The organism is Pseudomonas sp. NPDC088444 (assembly GCF_044900175.1).
Lineage (GTDB): Bacteria > Pseudomonadota > Gammaproteobacteria > Pseudomonadales > Pseudomonadaceae > Aquipseudomonas.
In genome coordinates, this window is sequence record NZ_JBJDNK010000003.1 from 198070 (window position 1) to 218243 (window position 20174).

The following is a 20174-nucleotide window of genomic DNA, read 5'->3' on the forward strand; positions in this document are numbered from 1 at the left end:
CTGGCGAATACGGACGTACAGGCGCAGTTGGCGTTCAGGAGGAGCCTCAATCCATGAAAAAAACCAGCATTCACCCTTGGCCCATCCGCCTCACGCACTGGATCAACGCCTTTGGCATGGTCTGCATGTTCATGAGCGGGTGGGGGATTTACAACGCATCGCCCTTGTTCCACTTCGCCTTTCCCCGGGATTTTACCCTCGGCGGCTGGCTCGGCGGTGCGCTGGCCTGGCACTTTGCGGTGATGTGGCTATTGGTGATCAACGGCCTGATCTACGTGCTGTATGGCCTGTTCAGTCGGCACTTCCAACGTGATTTCCTGCCGGTCACCCCCAAGGCAGTGAAGCGCGATCTACTCGACGCGCTGCGCTTTCGCCTCAAGCACGAAAAGGGCGTCTACAACGCCGTCCAGCGTTTGATGTACTGGCTGGTGTTGGCAGCAGGCGTGTTGATCGTCGTCTCGGGTTTGGCGATCTGGAAGCCCATTCAACTCCAGGAACTCACCGCACTGTTCGGTGGGTACGACTTCGCCCGCTACGTGCACTTTGCGGCGATGGCGGCGATTGGCGCGTTCGTGGTGGTTCATCTGGCGCTGGTATTACTGGTGCCGAAAACCCTGTTGCCGATGATCACTGGCGGTACGCGGGTGATGGATAACGGAAAGGTCGAACATGATTGAACCGAAGAAACGCGCGGTCCAGCGCATCAAGCTGGAACCGGCGCAGCAGACGCAGCTGGAAAACCTGCAACGCCGCCACTTTCTCAAAGGGGGCCTGACCGTGGGCGCCATGGCCATGCTCAGCGGCTGCAACCTGCAAGATGGCGATCAGGTGGACAAAGTGCTGTGGGCCATGTCGCGTTGGAATGACCGGGTCCAGGCGTGGCTATTCAGCGGGCAGAAACTGGCGCCGACGTTCAGCAAGGACAAGATCCGTAACCCGTTTCCGTTCAATGCGTTCTACAGCGAGGATGACATTCCCGACTTGGACGTGGCGGACTGGAAACTGGGCGTCTCGGGCCTGGTGCGGGACAAGGCATCTTGGACCCTTGAGGGTTTACGCAAACTGCCGCAACGCACCGACATCACGCGGCTGATTTGCGTCGAAGGCTGGAGCGCCATCGGGCAGTGGGGCGGGGTGCCGTTGAAGACCTTTCTCGAATATGTGGGCGCTGATACGACCGCGAAGTTCGTTGGCTTCAAATGCGCGGATCGCTACTACTCAAGCCTGGACATGCCCACCGCGTTGCACCCGCAAACCCTGCTGGCGCTGGACTTCGGCGAGGTGGCGTTACCACCGAGCTATGGCTACCCGCTGCGCATTCGCGTGCCGACCAAACTGGGCTTCAAGAACCCCAAGCACATCGTCGAGATCTTCGTGACCAACGATTATCCGGGCGGGTATTGGGAGGATCAGGGGTACAACTGGTTTAGCGGGATTTGATCCTGTTGGCTCAGCTCTGTTTTTGATTCGCCTGATCGTTCCCACGCTCCGCGTGGGCACGATCAATTCATCTTCATCCGCCAATAAAAACCGCCTGCCGAGCGATCGGCAGGCGGTTTTTTCAACGCGTTTTCAAACTCAGTTCAGACCGAGTTTGCCACGCATTTGCGACAGGTCTTCAGCCAGGGTGTTGACCGGGCCAGTCAGGGCTTTGCGGTCGTTTTCCTTGACCTTGTCGTAAGTTTCGAAACCGCCATCCTTGGTTTTGTACTTGGCCAGGATCTTGTCCACGGTGGCGAAGTTCTTGTCCACTTTAGCCACGAACGCAGCGTCGGATTTCTGCAGTTGTGGCTTGAACAGGTCGACGATTTTCTTCGCGCCGTCCACGTTGCCCTGGAAGTCGTACAGGTCGGTGTGGCTGTAACGATCTTCTTCACCGGAGATCTTGGTAGCTGCCACTTCTTCCAGCAGGGCCGCGGCGCCGCCGACCACTTTCTCTGGCGGGAAGGTCAGGTCGGCAATACGCGATTGCAGGTCTTTGACGTCAGTCATCAGCTTGTCGGCCAGTGCTTCCTGACCTTTGGTGGTGTTCTTGGCGAACAGCGCGTGCTCCAGACGGTGGAAGCCGGTGAAATCTTCGGCTTCAACGCCTTTCTCGTGGTCGTCTTCGCGGGAGTCGATCGACTTGTCCAGGTCATCGAACAGCTCGGCGATCGGCTCGATGGATTCGTAGGCGACGCGAGTGGTCGGGTACAGTTTCTTGGCGGTGGCCAGGTCACCTTTCTTGATCGCGTCGGTGAATTTCTGAGTGTCGGCGGCCAACTTGTCGACGTTTTCAGTGACGTAGATCTTGTAGTCGGAAACCGGGGTTACCAGATCCAGCGGTGCCGTGGCCGCGAATACGGACGGGGTCTGCAACAAGCCAAGGGTAACCAACAGCGCGAGAGGCGACTTTTTCATGGAGCTCTTCCTGTGAGGTAAGGGTTGTCAGGCAGTTTTTGTTTTTACAGCTGTAGCCGCGGCCAACAGCGAACGGCCGATGAAATCGTTGTTGTCTTTCACGCCCGGCAGGGTGAAGAAATACCCGCCACCGACAGGCTTGAGGTATTCCTCCAGCGGCTCGCCGTTGAGGCGGGTCTGCACGGTGATGAAGCCTTTTTCCAGGTCCTGCTGGTAGCAGATGAACAGCAGGCCCATGTCCAGCTGGCCGTTTTTCATCACGCCGTTGGAGTAGTTGAACGGGCGCCGCAGGATCAGGTTTTTCTGCGAATCGTGGGTACGTGGGTTGGCCAGGCGGATGTGCGAATCGAGCTTGGTAACCTTGCCTTCCGGGTCTTTGGTGTAATCCGGAACGTCGGTTTCGGTCTTGCCGTCCATCGGCGCACCGGTGGTTTTCTTGCGGCCGAAAATCGATTCCTGTTCTTGCAGTGGGGTACGGTCCCAGCGCTCGACCAGGTTGCGGATGATGCGCACCGCCTGGTAGCTGCCGTTGGCGGCCCAGGCCGGTTCGTCGCTGTCCGCTTGCACCCAGACCACGTCGTTCATGGTTTTCTGGCTGTTGGAATCCGGGTTGGCCGAGCCATCACGAAAGCCGAGGAAGTTGCGCGCGCTCTCAGGCTGTTGGCCAGGCTTCAACGGCGCTTGAGCCGGTACGGTGCCTTCCTGTTTCCAGCGCACCATTAGCAGGTCCGGCAGGTTCTTCACGATGTCACGCAGGGCGTGAATGTTGCTGTCCGGGGCGTTGGAGCAGAACTGGATGCTCAGGTCGCCGTGGCAGCAGGCCGCTTCCAGTGCGTCGTTGGGGAAACCGACCATGCGTTGCAGACGTTTGGGTTTCACGTGCTCCAGGCCGAAGCGCTCGTCGAACAGCGAATCGCCCACCGAAACGGTGATGGTCAGGTTGTCCGGGGTGACCACCGGGCCGAGGATGCCGGAATCCAGCGGCGGCAGTTTCGGGTCGACCTGGGGCACTTCACCGCCGGTCATCAGGAACGCGATGCGCTCGTTGAGGGTGCGGAACAGGCGCTCCAGATCGTCGCGATCCTGCGCCAGCACGTCGAAGGACACCATCATGCCCGCAGCCGGACGCGGGGTGACGATGCCGCTCTGGTGCGTGCCGTGGAACTCGTTGTGGTCCTGGGTTTTTTCGCTTTTCGGGGCTTCGGTGACTTGCGCAGGCGCAGTGGCGGCCATGGCATTGCCCGCCAGGCTGGCACCGGCAATGGCGGCACCGGCGGCACCCAGGCCCATCAGGACACGGCGGCGCTCAGCGGAAATCGGGGCGTTGGATGAATCAGAGTCTTTCATGTGAATGCTTTCTTAGCTCGGGTTTCAGGGCCGGGCGGGCGCTAGGCTGTGCACGAAAAGTCTTGATACTCGGTCATACTGCGTTGAAAACAGCCTCGGAATGCTCATTTACAACCCGTAAACTCCGCTTCCTCGGCTGTTTTCGCCTTGCCTTACCTTCGTCTCAAAACATTTCGTACAAAGCCTAGGGCACCCGCCAGGGCACGCTTACAGGCCGGTGAGGCCCAGGGCCGGGTCGATTCCATCGAGTGCATCGGCCAGAGCCTTGGCCTTGTCCGCAATTTGTTTTCGTTGTTCGGTGCTGACCTGGTCGTACGGCGTGTAGCCGTTGTCGGTCTTGAGCATCAGCAGTTGATCGTCCAGCGCGGTGGCCGCGTCGTCGATCTTCTTCAGCACATCGTTCCAGTTCTTGGCCAACAGCGGACGCAGCAGGTCGACGACCTTGCGCGTACCTTCCAGGTTGGCAGCGAAACCGGCGGCGTCGAGGTGGCTGTAACGCTCTTCCTCGCCATTGCTGCGGATGTCAGCCAGACTGCGCATGTTGCGCACCACCATGCTGGCCAGTTGCTCAGGGGCGATGCTTTGCGCCAGCAGCTGGGTTTTCAGGGTGGTGAGGTCGGTTTGCAGCTTCTGAACGACCGGGGTCAGGCCGTCCAGCGACTTTTGCTGGAACAGGCCGAACTCGATGCGGTGGAAGCCGCTGAAGCCTGGGTCCTGCTCGCGTTTTTCGAAGTAGTCGGCGCGGGCGTTGACGGCGTTGTCCAGCTCGGCCAGACGCTGGGCGGCCGGAGCGATGCGTTGGTACGCGGCGCGGGCCGGGGCGTAGGCTTGCTGAGCGGCTGCCAGATCGCCGCCTTCGATGGCGGTTTGCAGATCGGTCACGGCGCGGATCAGCGCGCTGCTCTGCGTGCTCAGGTAGACGCGGTATTCAGACAGCGGGCCGATGAACGCGACCATCGACGGACGGGCCTTGGCAGCGGCTTCGGACTCCGCAGTCGGGGTCACGTGCAGCACGCCGCGCGGGTTGCTCAGCAGGCCGCAGGTGATGGCGTAGTCGCCCGGTTGCAGGTTGGCGTTGATGATCTGGCTCAGGCCCGGAACGATGTTTTCACGCTCCTCGACCACCAGCACGCCATCAAGAATTTCCCACTCCACGGCACGCTCGGAAGCGTTGACGATGCGGAACGCGTTTTTGCCCGCCGGAACGGTGATCTCGTTCGGCTCGCAGTTCTTGGCGTGGATGGTCACCACGGTTTCATTGCCGGTGTTGGCCACGCGTTTTTTCTGCGCAGCCTGTGAGGCGAAATAGAACATCGCGCCAGCGGCGATCATCAGAAGGACCGAGCCTGCGACGGCGAATTGCAGGGCGCGAGGCGGCTTGGCTTTCTGTGGCGGAAGGCCGGATGGAGTGGTGGTCATGGTTGCCCTTACTTGTTCGAAACGGAGGAAGAATGGCCGTGTTCATGGACCGGGCGGGTGGGCAGACTCACCACCTTCGCCTGCGGCCTGAAGAACAGGAACAGTGCAAAAACCAGATAGGCCAGGTACGCCACCAGCACGCTGACGCTTGGCGCGTCCTGGTAGCCGAACATGCCGGCCAGCACCGAGCCGGCCGGGCCGTCCATCGGCAGGATGGCGCTGATGTCGAAGACCACGTCCTGGAAGTAGTTCCAGACCCCGGCTTCGTGCAGCGAACGCACCGAGTTGGCCAGAATGCCCGCCGCGACGACGAGGATGAACAGGCCGGTATAGCGGAAGAAGCGGCTCAGGTTCAGGCGCAGGCTGCCTTTGTAGATGGCCACGCCAATCGCCACGGCAATGATCAGACCGAACAGCGCACCCAGCGGGCCAGACGCGCCTTCGCTCTGCTGGAACACCGCCAACAGGAAGAACACGGTTTCAAGGCTTTCGCGGGCCACGGCGAAGAACACCATGGCAATCAGGGCATAGGTCTGGTTTTTCGAACCGGCGAGGGCGGCGTCCAGCGATTGATGCAGATCGTGTTTGACCGAACGCGCCACCTTGCGCATCCAGACCACCATGGAACTGAGAATGACCACGGCTACCAGGCCCACTACGCCTTCGAACAGTTCCTGTTGTTTCTGAGGGAATTCGGCGCTGACCATTTCCAGGCCGCCACCGACGAACAGCGCCAGAGCCGCTGCGAGGAAGACCCCGATCCAGACAGCGGGCATCCACTCGCCGCGGCCGGTCTGTTTCAGGTAACTGGCAATGATGCCTACGATAAGCGCGGCTTCAATCCCTTCGCGCAACATGATCAAAAAAGGAACGAGCATTTATCACCGAAGTAAATCTGATAAGGTGTGCGGCGTGAACGCAGTCGCTAGCCATTCGCGTTCTGCCAATGTGTAACATAATGATACTCATTATTGAATGAGCATACTTGTTTTTTTGCAAAATCCCGGATTTGTGCAGGTGTTCAGGTGGCGTTCAGCCATAAGGGCAGCGGCAAGCTTTCAGCTACAAGCTGCAAGAGGGTTGCTGGCGAAAGCGGTGGTCCAGTGAGATCATTCGTGGCTGACCCTCCGCATTCGCCAGCAAGCCGGCTCCCACAGGTTCAGCGCCGAACGAAAAATCTGGATTCGACGCGATCACTGTGGGAGCCGCCTTGGTGGCGAAAGCAATTGATCAGACACCATAGAATCTCCCACGGATCTAGATTTGTGGCGTGAGTGACGTCTTCATCATCTCCACGAACTTTTCCGCTGCCGGGCTCAGGCCAAACCCCGCTCGGGTAATCAATCCAATCTCCCGATTCACCCCCGCGTGCTCGACCTGCACTTGCGCCAGATCCCCCCGGCCTTCGTCAGCCGATTCTGGCAACAGCGTCATTCCCAAACCTTGCCGCACCAGCGCCATGACCGTGGACATGTAGTTCGCCTCCAGTCCTGGCACCAGGCTCAAACCGGCGTCGGCAAATAACTGCTCGACCCGCTCACGCACGCTGCTGTCGCGCCCCGTGAGGATGATCGGTTCGGCGGCGATGTCGGCCAGTGTCACTGAGCGGCGTTTCGCCAACAGATGATCGAGCGGTACGAACAGGCTCAGGCGGTCGACCATCACCACTTCAAAATCCAGCCCGTGGCCCATCCGCGCCCGCACCCCCAGTCCGAAATCCACCTCGCCCTCGCGCACCAGGGCGTCGATGCGTTGCGCCACGACATCGCGCAGGCGCACTTCGACGCCGGGAAACTGGTCGCGGAAGGTTTTCAGGATCGGCGGCAGCGTCCCGGAACACAGCGAGGGCAGGGCGGCAATGGTCACCACCCCTCGGCGCAGGGCCGCCAAGTCGCGGGAGCCACTGACGATGTTGTCCAGATCCAGCAACAGCTTTTCCATCGGCCCGCGATTGTTCTGCCCCGCGGCGGTCAGGCTGACCTGACGCGGGCTGCGTTCCAGCAGCGTGACGCCGAGCCATTCTTCCAGTTGCTGGATTTGTACGGTCAGGGCCGAGGGCGAGAGATTCAGTTCGACAGCGGCCTTGGCGAAGCTGCCGCTGTTGGCCACGGCCAGAAAGGCGCGGATGTGTTGAATCGAGTTTTTCATCGTTCTGATTTTCCGAACATGACCCATCAAACATTTCAATTTACAAATCTTACCCCCGTTTCAATACTCGCTGAAAACAACAACAGCTCGTTCCGCCGCCCGCCGGTCAGGAATGACAAGGATCAGCCCATGCTCGCCACCCTCGGTGTCATCACCATTCTCTGCTTGCTCGCCACCGTCATGAGCAAACGCCTCTCGCCTCTGGTTGCCCTGATCGCCTTGCCGATCATCGCCGCGCTCATCGGCGGTTTCGGTCTGCAAACCAGCGGGTTCATCATCACCGGTATCAAGAACGTCGCCCCTGTGGTCGGCATGTTCGTGTTCGCCATTCTGTTTTTCGGGGTGATGACCGACGCCGGGATGCTCGACCCGATCATCGATCGCATTCTGCGTACCGTGGGCACGCGGCCTACACGCATCGTGGTCGGCACGGCGTTGTTGGCACTGCTGGTGCACCTGGACGGCTCGGGGGCGGTGACCTTTCTGGTGACGATCCCGGCGATGCTGCCGTTGTACACGCGCTTGGGCATCGATCGACGGATCCTGGCCTGCGTAGCGGCGATGGCGGCGGGGGTGAATTTCCTGCCGTGGACCGGCCCGGTGCTGCGCTCGTCGGCAGCCCTGCATGTACCGGTGGCCGAGCTTTTTCAACCGCTGATTCCGGTGCAGATCGTGGGTCTGGCCTTCGTCTTTATCAGCGCCTGGCTGCTGGGCCGTCGTGAAGAAAAACGTCTGGGTCTGGGGGCCGGAGTCCAAGTGGATGTGGTGCCCGAGCGTGTACTCACCGAGCAGGAAGAAGTGCTGCGGCGCCCACGGCTGTTCTGGCTCAACCTGCTGCTGACTATCGTGGTCATGGCGGTGATGATCGCCGGGTGGGTCGATCCGGTGGTGATGTTCATGGTCGGCACGGTGCTGGCGCTGTGCATCAACTACCCGAACGTCGATGCCCAGCGCGCCCGTATCGACGCCCACGCCAAAACTGCGCTGACCATGGCCAGCATCCTGCTTGCCGCCGGGGTGTTCACCGGGATCATGCAAGGCACCGGCATGCTCAAGGCCATGGCCGAAGTGGCAGTGGCGCAGATTCCGGCTGGCCACGGCAAGCTGATTCCGATGGTGGTGGGTTTCCTGTCCATGCCGCTAAGCCTGCTGTTCGACCCTGATTCTTTCTATTTCGGCGTGATGCCGGTGATCGCCGAAGTGGGCCGCGCATTGGGTGTCGACCCGCTGCAAGTGGCGCAAGCCTCGTTGTTGGGTGTGCACACCACGGGCTTCCCGGTCAGCCCGTTGACCCCTGCGACCTTTCTGCTGGTGGGGCTGTGCAAGATTGAGCTGGCCGACCACCAGCGTTTCACCATCCCGTTTCTGTTTGCCGCATCGGTGCTGATGACCCTCACCGCACTGCTGCTGGGAGTGTTTTGAATGAAGACTTTACGTATCGGCTCCGGCGCCGGGTATTCCGGCGACCGCATCGAGCCTGCCGTGGAACTGGCCGACAAGGGCGCGCTGGATTATCTGGTGTTCGAATGTCTTGCCGAGCGCACCATCGCGTTGGCGCAACAGGCGCGTCTGAGCGATCCCGATGCCGGTTTCGACCCGTTGCTGGGCGAGCGCATGCGCCGTGTGCTGCCGTTCGTGGCGCGTGGTCGTGAGGCGGGGCAGAAGCGTTTGCGGGTGATCAGCAACATGGGCGCGGCCAACCCGCTGTCGGCGGCGAAAGCTGTGCGTCGTGTCGCAGCGGAACTGGGTCTGCATGGCCTTAAAGTGGCCGCCGTGACGGGGGATGACGTGCTCGCGCAGTTGAGTCCCGAACAGTTGCTCGACAACGGCTCGACCCTCGGCGGCTTGGGTGACCGGCTGGTGTCGGCCAACGCCTATCTGGGCGCCGAGGGTATTGTCGAAGCGCTCAAGGCTGACGCCGATGTGGTGATCACCGGTCGCGTCGCCGACCCCTCACTGTTCCTCGCGCCGCAGATGTTCGAGTTCGGCTGGGCGCAGGATGACTGGACGAAGCTGGGGCGCGGCACCTTGACGGGCCATTTGCTGGAATGCGCGGGGCAGATCACCGGGGGCTATTTCGCCGACCCGGGCGTGAAGGAAGTGCCTAACCTGGCGCGTCTGGGCTTTCCCCTTGCGCAGATCGATGCCGAGGGCAGGGCGGTGATCAGCAAGGTGGCAGGGTCCGGCGGGCGAATCGACACGGCCACGTGCACTGAGCAGATGATTTACGAAGTTCATGATCCCGAGGCGTACCTCACGCCGGACGTGACTGCGGATTTTTCCGGTGTGTCATTCAGCGTCTTGGCGCCGGATGAGGTGCAGGCCGAGGGCGCAAATGGCCATGCCCGACCTGAAACGCTGAAGGTGTCGGTCGGCTATCTCGACGGCTGGATCGGCGAAGGGCAGATGTCCTATGGCGGACCGGGCGCTCTGGCCCGTGCGCGACTGGCGCGGGAGATCGTGCTGGAGCGTCTGAACATCATCGGTGTGGTGTGCGATGACGTGCGTGCCGAGCTGATTGGTGTCGATTCGCTGCACGGCACTGAACTGGGTTCTCGCACGGACAGTGATCCGTGGGAGGTACGCCTGCGGGTGGCCGCGCGTTGCGCAGACAGAGCCGACGCCGTACGCATCGGCAACGAAGTGGAAACGCTGTACACCAACGGCCCGTATGGCGGCGGGGGCGCGAGCAAATCGGTACGTCAGGTGGTGGCGGTGGCGTCGCTGTTGTTGCCGCGAGATTCGGTCAAACCTGAGGTTCATGTGGAGGAAGCGTCGTGAGCGCAGTCAAATTGCGGGACCTGGCCCATTCTCGGACTGGAGACAAGGGCGACACGTCGAACATCTCGGTGGTTGCGTTCAAGGCTGAGGACTATCCACGGTTGCTGGAGCAACTGACGGTCGAGCGGGTAACGGCGCATTTTGCCGAGTTGCTGGACCCCAAGGCGGGAGCGGTACGGCGCTATGAATTGCCGAACGTGCAGGCGCTGAATTTCGTATTGCCGGGGATTCTGAAAGGCGGCGTGACCCGGTCGCTGGCGCTGGATGCCCATGGCAAGGCGCTGGGCGCGGCGTTGTTGGATATCGAAATCGAGCGATGATTTGCCGATCGTGCATACCCGTTGTGGGAGCCGCCTTGGTGGCGAAAGCGGTTGATCAGTTGCAGAGGTGGTGCATGACACACCGCCTTCGCCAGCAAGCCGGCTCCCACAGGTGCTGCGTTTGTCGGACGTGAGGGGGGGGATCGCGACGGAGTCAGGGGCCATTCTGCAAAAACACCACATACCCGCGAAACCACGGATTCTCGCGCAGAAAATCCGGCTCGGCCCATTCCCCGCCCTGAATCAACCCGATCTTGAACGGCAGCTCCAAACGGCTCACCCGAGGCAAGTACGCGGCGTAATCGGGAATGCTCTGTCGCCCCTGATAGGTCTGCACCACAACTTCGTCCACCACGCCTTTCAACTGCACGATGGCCTGTGGATCGGCGTTGCTGCTCCAGTCCATCAGCCCGGTGATGCTCAATTGGTAACGCGAGGGCAGGCGCTGGCGCAGGTCCTTGAGAAACGCCACGTAATCCTGCAAATACCGGGTGCGGGCATCGAAATCGATCTGAATGCCGACGACCGCATTGCCCGCCTGTTGCCAGCGTTGCACCTGACCCAGTAACTGGCGGTAGACCGGCTCCGGCCAGCGCAAGGTATGGGCACGATAAACGATCCACACCGCCTGTTGCGGCAAGCGCGTAATACTTATCCCTTGGGCGATGAAATCGACCCGTTGTCGGTTACGACGTGGCGCAAATACCTGGCCCTGCAACACGTACAGCGTTTTCGCCTGATCCAGGACGGGCTGCGAAGCGACGCCGCTCCACAGCCAGAATGCATCGTGGTCCCGGGCATCCACGTCGGCCAACGCTAAGCCACTGCACAACAGCCCGATCAGCGCACAGCCCAGCCATCTCATCACCAGTAATACTGCAAGGATTTTCCCCAGGTCGTGCCGCTGTACGTGCTCTTCAACTGACGAAACCAACCCTTGCGCACCGACGGTTCGACCTCTTTGCCGCCGCAACTGTTGTAGCCCGACGGTGCATAGCAGTTGATCGCACGGAACAGTGCGTAGGCCTTGTCTTCTTTTGTGGCTTTGGCGTCGGCGATAACCGTTTGATAGCCGTCGAGACGGGAGAACACCTCGCCTTTGAACGCCGGTTCGCTGCTGCCCAGTTGCGGCGCAGCCGGGCGTTGATCCAGCGGCATGCTGTCCAGACCATTGCGCAGTATGAACTCGCCCAGGCAGTTCAGGCCTTTGGCGTCTTTGCCGTCGGCTTGCAGAACGGCAGCGATCTCGCCAATGCTCGGGCAGGTGTATCCGGACTCGGCTTTATCGCCCCTCCAGCGGAACAGTTGCAGAGTCTGGCCAGTGCCGTAGACGTAACCCAGGCTGGTGCCCAACTTGGTGTCAGCGGGCTTTTCCGGCAGTGATTTGAGGTCCTCGGCGAACGCGGCGTATTGGCTGTGCAAGAGGTCCTTGTAGAGCAGCACGAATTGCGCAGTGGCTTTCTCGTTGTCGCTGATGCCCCGGCTGATTTGCTGACGCAACAGGGGCGTGTCGGCGACTTTGCCCAGCAGGATCAGTCGCACCTGAGCGGACTGGATCGGCGAATCACTGGCAAACACCTTGGCCAATTGACCGCCGTGTTCGTAGTTCCAGGCCAATGCCAGTTCCAGTTGCTCCCGTTGCAGCGGTTCGTTGGCCAATGGCAGCAGACTCAGCCACAGTTTCTGCGCGCCGGGCAGGTCGCCGCTGGCTTCCAGCGCCAGACCCCGCAGGGTCTGCTGGCTGAAGGCGAGGTAGTCGAGCTGAGCGGGCAGCGCGTCGGGCAGGTGTTTCAGCGCCTCGTCAGGCTGTTTGTCGATGTAGAACGCGAACACCGCCTGCAAGTAGTCGAACATCGCCGGTTGCCCGGCAAACACCGCTTTCTGGGCCAGGAGTGTTTCCCGAGTCATTTTCGCCGGGCTGTCCGGGCGCATCAGCATCAGGTCACGCGTGGCGGTCATGAGCGGCGCCGGCGTGGCCTCGACCACGGTCATCAACAGCTTGTTGTCCGCCTCCTGAATCAACGCCTCCAGCGGCAGGTTGCGTTGTTCGTCGTCACGTTGAGTGAGCAGCTCATCGTAGTCGGCGGCCAGCGTGTCGAAATCGTTCGTCAACCAATGCACACGGCGCATCAGCCCCTTGGCCGAACGGGTGTACAGACCTTTCGGGTAGGCGGCCAGATACTGCTCGAACGCCTCGGCGACCTTGGCCAATGGCGCCGGGTCGAGGTTGTCCTTGAGGGTGCCGTATTCATCGAAGGCGTCTTTCTGCGCATCGTTGAGCCGGGTGCGGGCGACCATGTAACGCGCCGTTTCCTTGAGCCACGGTTGTGGATTGTCACTCAGGCTGGCGAAACCGGTTTCGGCCTGGGCAAAACGGCCACTGTAGAAATCCGAGGCGGCTTGCAGGTAGGTGACGAACGCCTTGCCTTGCTCAGACTGAACATCGGCAGGCAGCAAGGCCGCCTGTTTCTCGCCTTCCCAGGTGCAACTGTCGAGCAATTGCACGCGGCTGCGTGCCAGCGACTGCCGCTCGGCATCGGACAGCGAGGGCGTGCTGAGCAACTCTCCGATAAAACTTGCGGCGCTGTCGTCCCGGTTGCTGCGGCAGCGGCTGCCTTCGCCCTGTAAGAACGCTTGCCCTGCGCTGTCGGTGCTGTCGCGTTTGACGCCCAGTCGTTCCAGTGCATCACTCAGCGCTGCGGCCCCTGATTCTTCACTCTCGTCGCCCTCGATTTCCCCTTCTTCCAGACGCGTAACGGCGAACGGCACCGGGCCGTAGCCTTCGGACCGTTCGTCTTCGCTCAGCGCGTTGGGCTTGAGCGCCAGCGCCTGACGGTCCGCCAACAGCAGACGCAGGTTCACCCGGCTGTCATTGCCAGGGCTGAGGAAGGGCAGGTTGTTGCAGACGTCCAGTGAGTCGCGCAGCAGCGACCAGGTGGGGTAGCAGGAATCGTCACTGCTGGCCTGGGCTCCACCGCAGAGGGTCGCGCCGATGATCAATGCAAGAGGCGTCAGAGAGCGGATACGCATGAACAATCCTTGATTTCGCTACGTAGAAGGAGAGGGTGAGGCGGGCGAATGATACAGGGTGTTTCCAAAATGCGGATTGCTGGCGTTTTGATGATTCCTCCTTATCGCGCAACACCGCGCAAGCCTGTGGGAGCCGGCTTGCTGGCGAAAGGGGTGTCTCAATCAAGACCACTGTGTCTGACCTGACGCTTTCGCCAGCAAGCCGGCTCCCACAGTCTGTGCTCCGGATAAAGATCAAAATTATTTTCAAAAAACGGGTGAGGTAAACCCCGCTGGCAGCCGTGTAGTGAGAATCAGATTCGTTTCTAACGAACGCCACCACTCCTCGACAGCTCAGGTTTATCCGTTCATGACAGCTCAATCCGGTTCGCGTGTGTTCCCTTCGCCCATTCTTCGTCCCGTCGCGCGGGGGCTCTGCTCGGTCACGGCGATGTTGTGCTCTCTGGGCATGAGTTCACTGGCCAGCGCCGAAGAAATGCAACTGGAAGCGACCAACATCGACGCCACTTCGCAAACCGAAATCAGCGAAACCGAGCACAGCCGTACCAGCTATCAGGCGCGTAAGGCCTCCGTTGGCACCCGCACCGAAGCATCGCTGGTGGAAGTGCCGCAGACCGTGAACGTGGTGACCAATCGGGTGATTGAAGACCGTCAGCCCAACAGCCTCGACGAAGCCATCAACGCGGTCAGCGGGGTCAAGCAGGGCAACACCCTCGGCGGCACCCAGGACGCGATTCAGAAGCGTGGTTTTGGTACCAACCGCGACAACTCGATCATGCGCGACGGCATGCAATCGGTGCAGGCGCGTAACTTCACGCCCACCACCGAGCGCATCGAAGTGCTCAAAGGCCCCGCGTCGATGCTCTATGGGGTTCAGGACCCGGGCGGGGTGATCAACGTGGTCACCAAGAAGCCGCAATTGGTGGATGCCCGTTCCATTTCTGTGTTCGGCACCAGCTTCGGTGGCGGCGGCGAGCAGATCGACGTGACCGGCCCGATTGGCACCAACGGCTTGGCCTACCGCTTTATCGCTGACAAGCAGAACTACGATTACTGGCGCAATTTCGGCAGCATCGACCAATCGGTCGTCGCGCCGTCCCTGGCCTGGTACGGCGACGACACCACGGTGTCGGTGGCGTACGAGCACATGGAATATTCGGTGCCGTTCGACCGGGGCACGCAGATCAACACCCAAACCGGCAAGGTGCTGGACATCCCGGGCACCCGTCGTCTGGACGAGCCGTTCAACGTCACCACCGGGCGTTCCGATTCCCTCGACTTGCGCATGGACCATCGCCTCAACGACACCTGGACCCTGCGCACCGGTTACGCCTACAGCCGCAACTACTACAACGATTACCAGTCGCGCTTCATCTCGGCCAACTACACCACCGGCGCCGTGACCCGTCGTGGCGACGCCACCCGCGATGCCGTGCAGTACGCCCACACCGCCACCGTCAACATGCTCGGCAACCTGTACTGGGGCGACATTCGCCATGAAGTGATGTTCGGCGCCGATTACATGAAGAACTACCGCGATTTGGGCGACCTGTACCGCAGCGCCAACAAGGTTGACTTCAACTACAACAACCCGGTGTACGGCGCCACCGCGCAACCGAGCACGGTCAGTGCGGCGAACAGCGATCAGACCGACCACCTGCGCACCCATGCCTTCTTCGTGCAAGACGCGATTCACCTCAATGACCAGTGGATCCTTCAGGGCGGTCTGCGCTACGACGCTTTCGACGAACTGACCGGCAAGGGCCGTCCGTTCGTGGTCGGTGCCGACGTCAAAGACAGCAAAGTCGTACCGCGTGTGGGCCTGGTGTACCTGATCCAGCCGGACTGGTCGGTGTACGGCAGCTACACCGAATCGTTCCGCCCGAACACCTCGATTGCCTCGCCCATCGGCGACCTGCCGCCGGAGGAGGGCAAGTCCTACGAGATCGGCACCAAGTTCCAGAACGATGCGATGACCGCCACCGTGGCGCTGTTCAACATCGACAAAAAGAACGTGCAGACCAGCGAGCCCTGCGGCGTGAACGGCAGCGAAACCTGCACCCGCGTTTCGGGTGAAGTGCGTTCCCGCGGCCTGGAAGCAGACATCACCGGGCAACTCAACGAATTCTGGAGCGTGACCGGCAGCTACGCCTACACCGACACCAAGGTGCTGGAAGACCCGGTGCTCAAGGGCGAGCCGCTGGACGGTGTGTCGAAACATACGGGTGCCGTGTACCTGACCCGCGACTTCGGCCATGTCGGCGTGGGTGATCTGCGTGCCGGTGCCGGTGCGCGTTTTGCCAGCCGCTGGGGTGTGAACGACGGCTCGGGCAAAGAGTATTACCTGCCGTCCTCCAAGGTGGCCGACGCCTTCGTCTCTTACAAAATGAAACTTGACGAGCGCGACCTGACCCTGCAGTTGAACCTGAAAAACATGTTCGACGAGAAGTACTACACCTCGTCCAGCGGTTTGGGTTCACCGGCGATTGCCATTGGCGAACCGCGTCAGTTGGTGGCGCGGGCGAAGCTGGAGTTTTAAATCCGCTGCTGGCGGAAACGATTTCAGCAACGCCGCCTGTAGCAACACGGCTTGCCGGTGGTAGCGATTTCACAAACGCCACCGCCGGCAAGCCGGACTGCTACAGGGAAGGTGGCAATCTCACCAACGCATCCACCTGGCAGTCTGCGTTGCTACAGCGAGAATCACCCCTCCTTCTTGTACGCCAATCGGAACTGGTGCAACAGCGGCTCGGTGTACCCGCTCGGCTGTTCACACCCTTTGAACACCAGCGCGCACGCGGCCTGGAAAGCCACTGACTTGTCGAAGTTCTCGCTCATCGGCTTGTAACCCGCATCCCCCGCGTTCTGCTTGTCCACCACCTTGGCCATGCGCTTGAGTGTGTCCAGCGCTTCGTGCTCATGAATCACCCCATGAAGCAGCCAATTGGCAATGTGCTGGCTGGAAATACGCAGCGTCGCGCGGTCTTCCATCAGGCCAACGTTGTGAATGTCCGGCACCTTCGAACACCCCACACCCTGTTCGACCCAACGTACGACATAACCCAGCAGGCCTTGCGCGTTGTTCTCGACTTCCTCGCGAATCTGCTCGTCGGTCCACTTCGCTTCGGCGGCCACTGGAATGGTCAGCAGATCGAGCTGGATCTGCTGGCTTTCGCCCTCCAGATCCACCTTCTCCAGTTCCTGCTGCACCGCCTTCACATCCACCTTGTGATAGTGCAACGCATGCAGAGTCGCGGCGGTCGGCGAGGGCACCCAGGCGGTGGTCGCACCGGCTTTCGGATGACCGATTTTTTGTTCCAGCATGTCGGCCATCAGGTCGGGCATCGCCCACATACCTTTGCCGATCTGCGCTTTGCCACGCAGGCCGCACGCCAACCCGACCAGCACGTTGTTACGCTCGTAGGCCTTGATCCACGGCGTGGCTTTCATGTCGCCTTTGCGCAGCATCGGACCTGCTTGCATCGAGGTGTGCATCTCGTCACCCGTGCGGTCCAGGAAACCGGTATTGATGAACGCCACCCGCGCCGAGGCCGCATTGATGCAGGCCTTGAGGTTGACACTGGTGCGCCGCTCTTCGTCCATGATCCCCATTTTCAGGGTGTTGCGCGGCAGCTTCAGGGCATCTTCGATGCGCCCGAACAACTGGTCGGCGAACGCCACTTCCGCCGGGCCGTGCATTTTCGGTTTGACGATGTACACGCTGCCCGCCCGCGAGTTGGTGCGGTTGTGCAGGTCGTGCAGGGCGATCAGGCTGGTGATCACGCCATCGAGAATGCCCTCGGGGATTTCCTTGTTGCCGTCGTAGGTGATCGCCGGGTTGGTCATCAGGTGGCCGACGTTGCGGATGAACAGCAGCGAGCGGCCATGCAGGGTCAGCGAACTGCCGTCGGCAGCGGTGTAATCGCGGTCAGCGTTGAGGCGGCGGGTGATGGTCTTGCCGCCCTTGACCAACTCTTCGGTCAGGTCGCCTTTCATCAGGCCCAGCCAGTTGCGGTAGATCACCAGCTTGTCATCGGCGTCGACGGCGGCTACCGAGTCTTCGCAGTCGATGATGGTCGACAGCGCCGCTTCCAGCAGCAGGTCTTTGATGCCTGCCGGGTCGCTGCTGCCAATCGGGCTGGTGGGGTCGATCTGGAGTTCGATGTGCAGGCCGTTGTTCCTCAGCAGGATGGCGCTCGGTTGCGCGACATCGCCTTGATAGCCGACGTACTTCTCGGGTTGCGCCAGCGGCGACTGGCTGCCGTCGGCGAGGGTGACGAGCAGCGCGCCGCTATCGATGGCGTAGGCCTTGGCGTCGACGTGGGAACCGGACGCCAGTGGCGCGGCTTCGTCCAGCAGGTTGCGGGCGAAGGCAATGACCTTGGCGCCGCGCAGCGGGTTGTAACCGGCTTTGATCTCGGCGCCGTGACTGCTGTCGATGGCGTCGGTGCCATACAGCGCGTCGTACAGCGAGCCCCAACGGGCGTTGGCGGCGTTCAGCGCATAGCGGGCGTTGGCCGCCGGGACCACCAACTGCGGACCGGCTTGTTCGCTGATTTCACTGTCGACGTTGCGGGTGGTCGCCTGAACGCTGTCCGGCACCGGTTGCAGGTAACCGATGGAATCGAGAAAGGCGATGTAGGCGGGCATGTCGGTGACTGGCCCCGGGTTGGATTTGTGCCACTTGTCGAGCTGGGTCTGCAGGCGGTCGCGCTCGGCCAGCAACTCGCGGTTGATCGGCGCCAGGTCGTGGACCAGCGAATCGAAGTCGGCCCAGAAGACGTCAGGGTTCAGCCCCGTTCCGGGAAGCACGTCCTCGTCGACAAAGCGCTTCAGATTGGCCGCCACCTTGAGGTTGTGGCAGTTGACGAATTCGGTCATCTCGGGCTCTCCGTTAAAAATGTCTGATTGAATCTACGCGGTATCGCTTCTGCCCGAAGGGCGTGGGAGCCGGCTTGCTGGCGAATGCGTTTTGCCTGTGCCAAATAGGTTGACTGACCCACCGCCTTCGCCAGCAAGCCGGCTCCCACAAGATGAGTGGCTATCGAGCTTAACCGGCGTTTACAGCGGCCACACCCGCCTTGGCCACTTGCGCATCCTGATCGGCCTTCACGCCCGACACACCCACTGCACCAATGGTTTCGCCGTTGACGATCACCGGCACGCCACCTTCCAGCGACGTCAGCAGCGGCGCAGTCACAAACGCCGTGCGCCCGCCATTGACCATCTCTTCATACCCCTTCGACTCGCGACGACCCAGCGCCGACGTGCGGGCTTTTTCGATGGCAATGTAGGCGCCGATCGGCGCGCAGCCGTCCAGACGCTCGAAGCCCAGCAGGTGGCCGCCATCGTCAGTCACGGCGATGGACACCGCCCAGCCATTGTTGAGCGCTTCGGCGCGGGCGGCGCCGAGGATCTGAGTGACTTCGGTCTGGGTCAGTACAGATTTGGTTTTCATGGGCTTCTCCTGATGATTGTTGTAAGGGGCGAGACGGCCTGCGATCACATCGGATGCAGGGCGTCCTCGATAAGTTCGATCCAGTGCTTCACTGGCGTGCGACCGGCGCTGGCCAAGTGGGTCTGGCAACCGATGTTGGCGGTGGCGATAACCTCCGGATGGCCACTTTCCAGCGCGTTCATCTTGTTGTCGCGCAACTGCTTCGACAGCTCGGGTTGAGTGATCGAGTACGTGCCAGCCGAGCCACAGCATAGGTGACTGTCGGGCACTGCGGTCAGGTTGAAGCCCAGACGGGTCAACACCGACTCCACCGCGCCGCCGAGTTTCTGCGCATGTTGCAGCGTGCAGGGGCAATGGAACGCCAGTTTCGTGCTGGTGCAGCTTCCGAGCTTTTCCAGCGGCTCGGCGCGCAGCACTTCTACGAGGTCTTTGGTCAGGGCGCTGATCTTCGCGGCTTTTTCAGCGTAGGCCGGATCGTCGCGCAGCATGTGCCCGTAATCCTTGACGAACGCGCCGCAACCGCTGGCGGTCTGCACGATGGCTTCGGCCCCGGCCTGTACGCTCGGCCACCAGGCATCGATGTTGCGACGGGCGCGTTCCAAGCCTTGCTCCTGAGCGTTCAAGTGATAATCCACGGCGCCGCAGCAACCGGCTTGAGCGATGGATGTGACGCTGATTTCCAGACGATCCAATACCCGTGCCGTCGCCGCGTTGGTGTTGGGCGACAGGCCCGGTTGCACGCAACCTTCGAGGATCAACATCTGCCGTGCGTGTTGCCGGGTCGGGCGTTCCTTGGCCGGGCGAATCTGGCCAGGCAGTTTGCTTTTCAGCGTTGTGGGCAGCAGCGGGCGAAACGCGTTGCCCACTTGGGTCAGAGATTTGAATAGCCCAGCATTTGGCACCACCGCACGCAGGCTTTCACGCAGTACGCGCTGGCTCATGGGGCGCGGTACGGCGGCGTCGACCACGGCCCGACCGATGTCCAGCAGGTTGTGGTAATTGACCCCGGACGGGCAGGTGGTTTCGCAGTTCCGGCAGGACAGGCAGCGGTCCAGATGCAACTGGGTCTTTTCGGTGACTTCCTTGCCTTCCAGCACTTGCTTGATCAGGTAGATTCGGCCGCGGGGGCCGTCCAGTTCGTCGCCCAGCAGTTGATAGGTGGGGCAGGTGGCGTTGCAGAAACCGCAATGCACGCAACTGCGCAGGATGCTTTCGGCTTCGTCGCCACGGGGCAGGCTTTTCGCCTGTTCGCTCAGGGTGGTCTGCATGGT

16 protein-coding genes are annotated in these 20174 nt (G+C 61.3%); 6 read left to right on the forward strand and 10 right to left on the reverse strand.

Features of this window, described 5'->3' with window-relative positions:
• Window positions 1-53: 53 nt before the first annotated feature.
• Entirely contained in the window at window positions 54-677 is a 624-nt protein-coding gene (locus tag ACI2KB_RS07895; protein ID WP_404633130.1) for a cytochrome b/b6 domain-containing protein, read from the forward strand.
• Entirely contained in the window at window positions 670-1440 is a 771-nt protein-coding gene (locus ACI2KB_RS07900; protein WP_404633132.1) for a molybdopterin-dependent oxidoreductase, read from the forward strand. The genes ACI2KB_RS07895 and ACI2KB_RS07900 overlap by 8 nt, the downstream gene beginning before the upstream one ends.
• 138 nt (window positions 1441-1578) lie before the next feature.
• Here ACI2KB_RS07900 and efeO (ACI2KB_RS07905) read toward each other — a convergent pair whose 3' ends face one another.
• The 5 genes from efeO (ACI2KB_RS07905) to ACI2KB_RS07925 all read right to left on the reverse strand — a co-directional run bounded on the left by efeO (ACI2KB_RS07905) (window position 1579) and on the right by ACI2KB_RS07925 (window position 7314).
• Window positions 1579-2400: an iron uptake system protein EfeO gene (efeO, locus tag ACI2KB_RS07905; protein ID WP_404633134.1), complete on the reverse strand. Its 822-nt coding sequence runs from the start codon at window positions 2398-2400 to the stop codon at window positions 1579-1581.
• 27 nt (window positions 2401-2427) lie between these two features.
• Window positions 2428-3747, reverse strand: a complete 1320-nt coding sequence (efeB, locus tag ACI2KB_RS07910; RefSeq protein WP_404633136.1) for an iron uptake transporter deferrochelatase/peroxidase subunit — start codon at window positions 3745-3747, stop codon at window positions 2428-2430.
• Between the two features lie 207 nt (window positions 3748-3954).
• A complete protein-coding gene (gene efeO, locus ACI2KB_RS07915) occupies window positions 3955-5166 on the reverse strand; it encodes an iron uptake system protein EfeO (RefSeq protein WP_404633138.1) in 1212 nt (403 codons plus the stop codon).
• An 8-nt stretch (window positions 5167-5174) separates the two neighbouring features.
• Window positions 5175-6044 (reverse strand): iron uptake transporter permease EfeU, encoded by an 870-nt coding sequence (gene efeU / locus ACI2KB_RS07920; protein WP_404633140.1) that lies wholly within the window; start codon window positions 6042-6044, stop codon window positions 5175-5177.
• Between the two features lie 379 nt (window positions 6045-6423).
• On the reverse strand, window positions 6424-7314 hold the full coding sequence (locus ACI2KB_RS07925) for a LysR family transcriptional regulator (protein WP_404633142.1): 891 nt from the start codon (window positions 7312-7314) through the stop codon (window positions 6424-6426).
• A 129-nt stretch (window positions 7315-7443) separates the two neighbouring features.
• On the opposite strand from ACI2KB_RS07925, the gene ACI2KB_RS07930 reads away from it, so the two are divergent.
• The 3 genes from ACI2KB_RS07930 to ACI2KB_RS07940 are packed head-to-tail and all read left to right on the forward strand — an operon-like array spanning window position 7444 to window position 10415.
• Window positions 7444-8736, forward strand: a complete 1293-nt coding sequence (locus ACI2KB_RS07930) for a CitMHS family transporter (protein ID WP_404633144.1) — start codon at window positions 7444-7446, stop codon at window positions 8734-8736.
• Entirely contained in the window at window positions 8737-10095 is a 1359-nt protein-coding gene (locus ACI2KB_RS07935; protein WP_404633146.1) for an acyclic terpene utilization AtuA family protein, read from the forward strand.
• Window positions 10092-10415, forward strand: a complete 324-nt coding sequence (locus tag ACI2KB_RS07940) for a hypothetical protein (protein ID WP_404633148.1) — start codon at window positions 10092-10094, stop codon at window positions 10413-10415. The genes ACI2KB_RS07935 and ACI2KB_RS07940 overlap by 4 nt, the downstream gene beginning before the upstream one ends.
• 154 nt (window positions 10416-10569) lie before the next feature.
• On the opposite strand, the gene ACI2KB_RS07945 is transcribed toward ACI2KB_RS07940, so the two are convergent.
• Both ACI2KB_RS07945 and ACI2KB_RS07950 read right to left on the reverse strand, forming a co-directional pair.
• Window positions 10570-11280, reverse strand: a complete 711-nt coding sequence (locus ACI2KB_RS07945) for a DUF3142 domain-containing protein (RefSeq protein ID WP_404633562.1) — start codon at window positions 11278-11280, stop codon at window positions 10570-10572.
• Window positions 11280-13445 (reverse strand): outer membrane assembly lipoprotein YfiO, encoded by a 2166-nt coding sequence (locus ACI2KB_RS07950; protein ID WP_404633150.1) that lies wholly within the window; start codon window positions 13443-13445, stop codon window positions 11280-11282. The genes ACI2KB_RS07945 and ACI2KB_RS07950 overlap by 1 nt, the downstream gene beginning before the upstream one ends.
• 349 nt (window positions 13446-13794) lie before the next feature.
• Here ACI2KB_RS07950 and ACI2KB_RS07955 point away from each other — a divergent pair, with 349 nt between their 5' ends.
• Window positions 13795-15984 (forward strand): TonB-dependent siderophore receptor, encoded by a 2190-nt coding sequence (locus ACI2KB_RS07955; protein ID WP_404633152.1) that lies wholly within the window; start codon window positions 13795-13797, stop codon window positions 15982-15984.
• A 164-nt stretch (window positions 15985-16148) separates the two neighbouring features.
• Here ACI2KB_RS07955 and ACI2KB_RS07960 read toward each other — a convergent pair whose 3' ends face one another.
• The 3 genes from ACI2KB_RS07960 to glcF all read right to left on the reverse strand — a co-directional run bounded on the left by ACI2KB_RS07960 (window position 16149) and on the right by glcF (window position 20171).
• A complete protein-coding gene (locus tag ACI2KB_RS07960) occupies window positions 16149-18326 on the reverse strand; it encodes a malate synthase G (protein ID WP_404633154.1) in 2178 nt (725 codons plus the stop codon).
• A 169-nt stretch (window positions 18327-18495) separates the two neighbouring features.
• Window positions 18496-18903: a heme-binding protein gene (locus tag ACI2KB_RS07965; RefSeq protein WP_404633156.1), complete on the reverse strand. Its 408-nt coding sequence runs from the start codon at window positions 18901-18903 to the stop codon at window positions 18496-18498.
• Between the two features lie 44 nt (window positions 18904-18947).
• On the reverse strand, window positions 18948-20171 hold the full coding sequence (gene glcF / locus ACI2KB_RS07970) for a glycolate oxidase subunit GlcF (protein WP_404633158.1): 1224 nt from the start codon (window positions 20169-20171) through the stop codon (window positions 18948-18950).
• Window positions 20172-20174: the final 3 nt, after the last annotated feature.

Excerpts from the sequence above, each read along its gene's own strand:
- efeU (WP_404633140.1), bottom strand. The coding sequence starts at position 6,044 with ATGCTCGTTCCTTTTTTGATCATGTTGCGCGAAGGGATTGAAGCCGCG.
- efeB (WP_404633136.1), bottom strand. The coding sequence starts at position 3,747 with ATGAAAGACTCTGATTCATCCAACGCCCCGATTTCCGCTGAGCGCCGC.
- ACI2KB_RS07935 (WP_404633146.1), top strand. The coding sequence starts at position 8,737 with ATGAAGACTTTACGTATCGGCTCCGGCGCCGGGTATTCCGGCGACCGC.
- ACI2KB_RS07925 (WP_404633142.1), bottom strand. The coding sequence starts at position 7,314 with ATGAAAAACTCGATTCAACACATCCGCGCCTTTCTGGCCGTGGCCAAC.
- ACI2KB_RS07895 (WP_404633130.1), top strand. The coding sequence starts at position 54 with ATGAAAAAAACCAGCATTCACCCTTGGCCCATCCGCCTCACGCACTGG.
- efeO (WP_404633138.1), bottom strand. The coding sequence starts at position 5,166 with ATGACCACCACTCCATCCGGCCTTCCGCCACAGAAAGCCAAGCCGCCT.
- ACI2KB_RS07900 (WP_404633132.1), top strand. The coding sequence starts at position 670 with ATGATTGAACCGAAGAAACGCGCGGTCCAGCGCATCAAGCTGGAACCG.
- ACI2KB_RS07955 (WP_404633152.1), top strand. The coding sequence starts at position 13,795 with ATGACAGCTCAATCCGGTTCGCGTGTGTTCCCTTCGCCCATTCTTCGT.
- efeO (WP_404633134.1), bottom strand. The coding sequence starts at position 2,400 with ATGAAAAAGTCGCCTCTCGCGCTGTTGGTTACCCTTGGCTTGTTGCAG.
- ACI2KB_RS07965 (WP_404633156.1), bottom strand. The coding sequence starts at position 18,903 with ATGAAAACCAAATCTGTACTGACCCAGACCGAAGTCACTCAGATCCTC.
- ACI2KB_RS07950 (WP_404633150.1), bottom strand. The coding sequence starts at position 13,445 with ATGCGTATCCGCTCTCTGACGCCTCTTGCATTGATCATCGGCGCGACC.
- ACI2KB_RS07945 (WP_404633562.1), bottom strand. The coding sequence starts at position 11,280 with ATGAGATGGCTGGGCTGTGCGCTGATCGGGCTGTTGTGCAGTGGCTTA.
- ACI2KB_RS07960 (WP_404633154.1), bottom strand. The coding sequence starts at position 18,326 with ATGACCGAATTCGTCAACTGCCACAACCTCAAGGTGGCGGCCAATCTG.
- ACI2KB_RS07930 (WP_404633144.1), top strand. The coding sequence starts at position 7,444 with ATGCTCGCCACCCTCGGTGTCATCACCATTCTCTGCTTGCTCGCCACC.
- glcF (WP_404633158.1), bottom strand. The coding sequence starts at position 20,171 with ATGCAGACCACCCTGAGCGAACAGGCGAAAAGCCTGCCCCGTGGCGAC.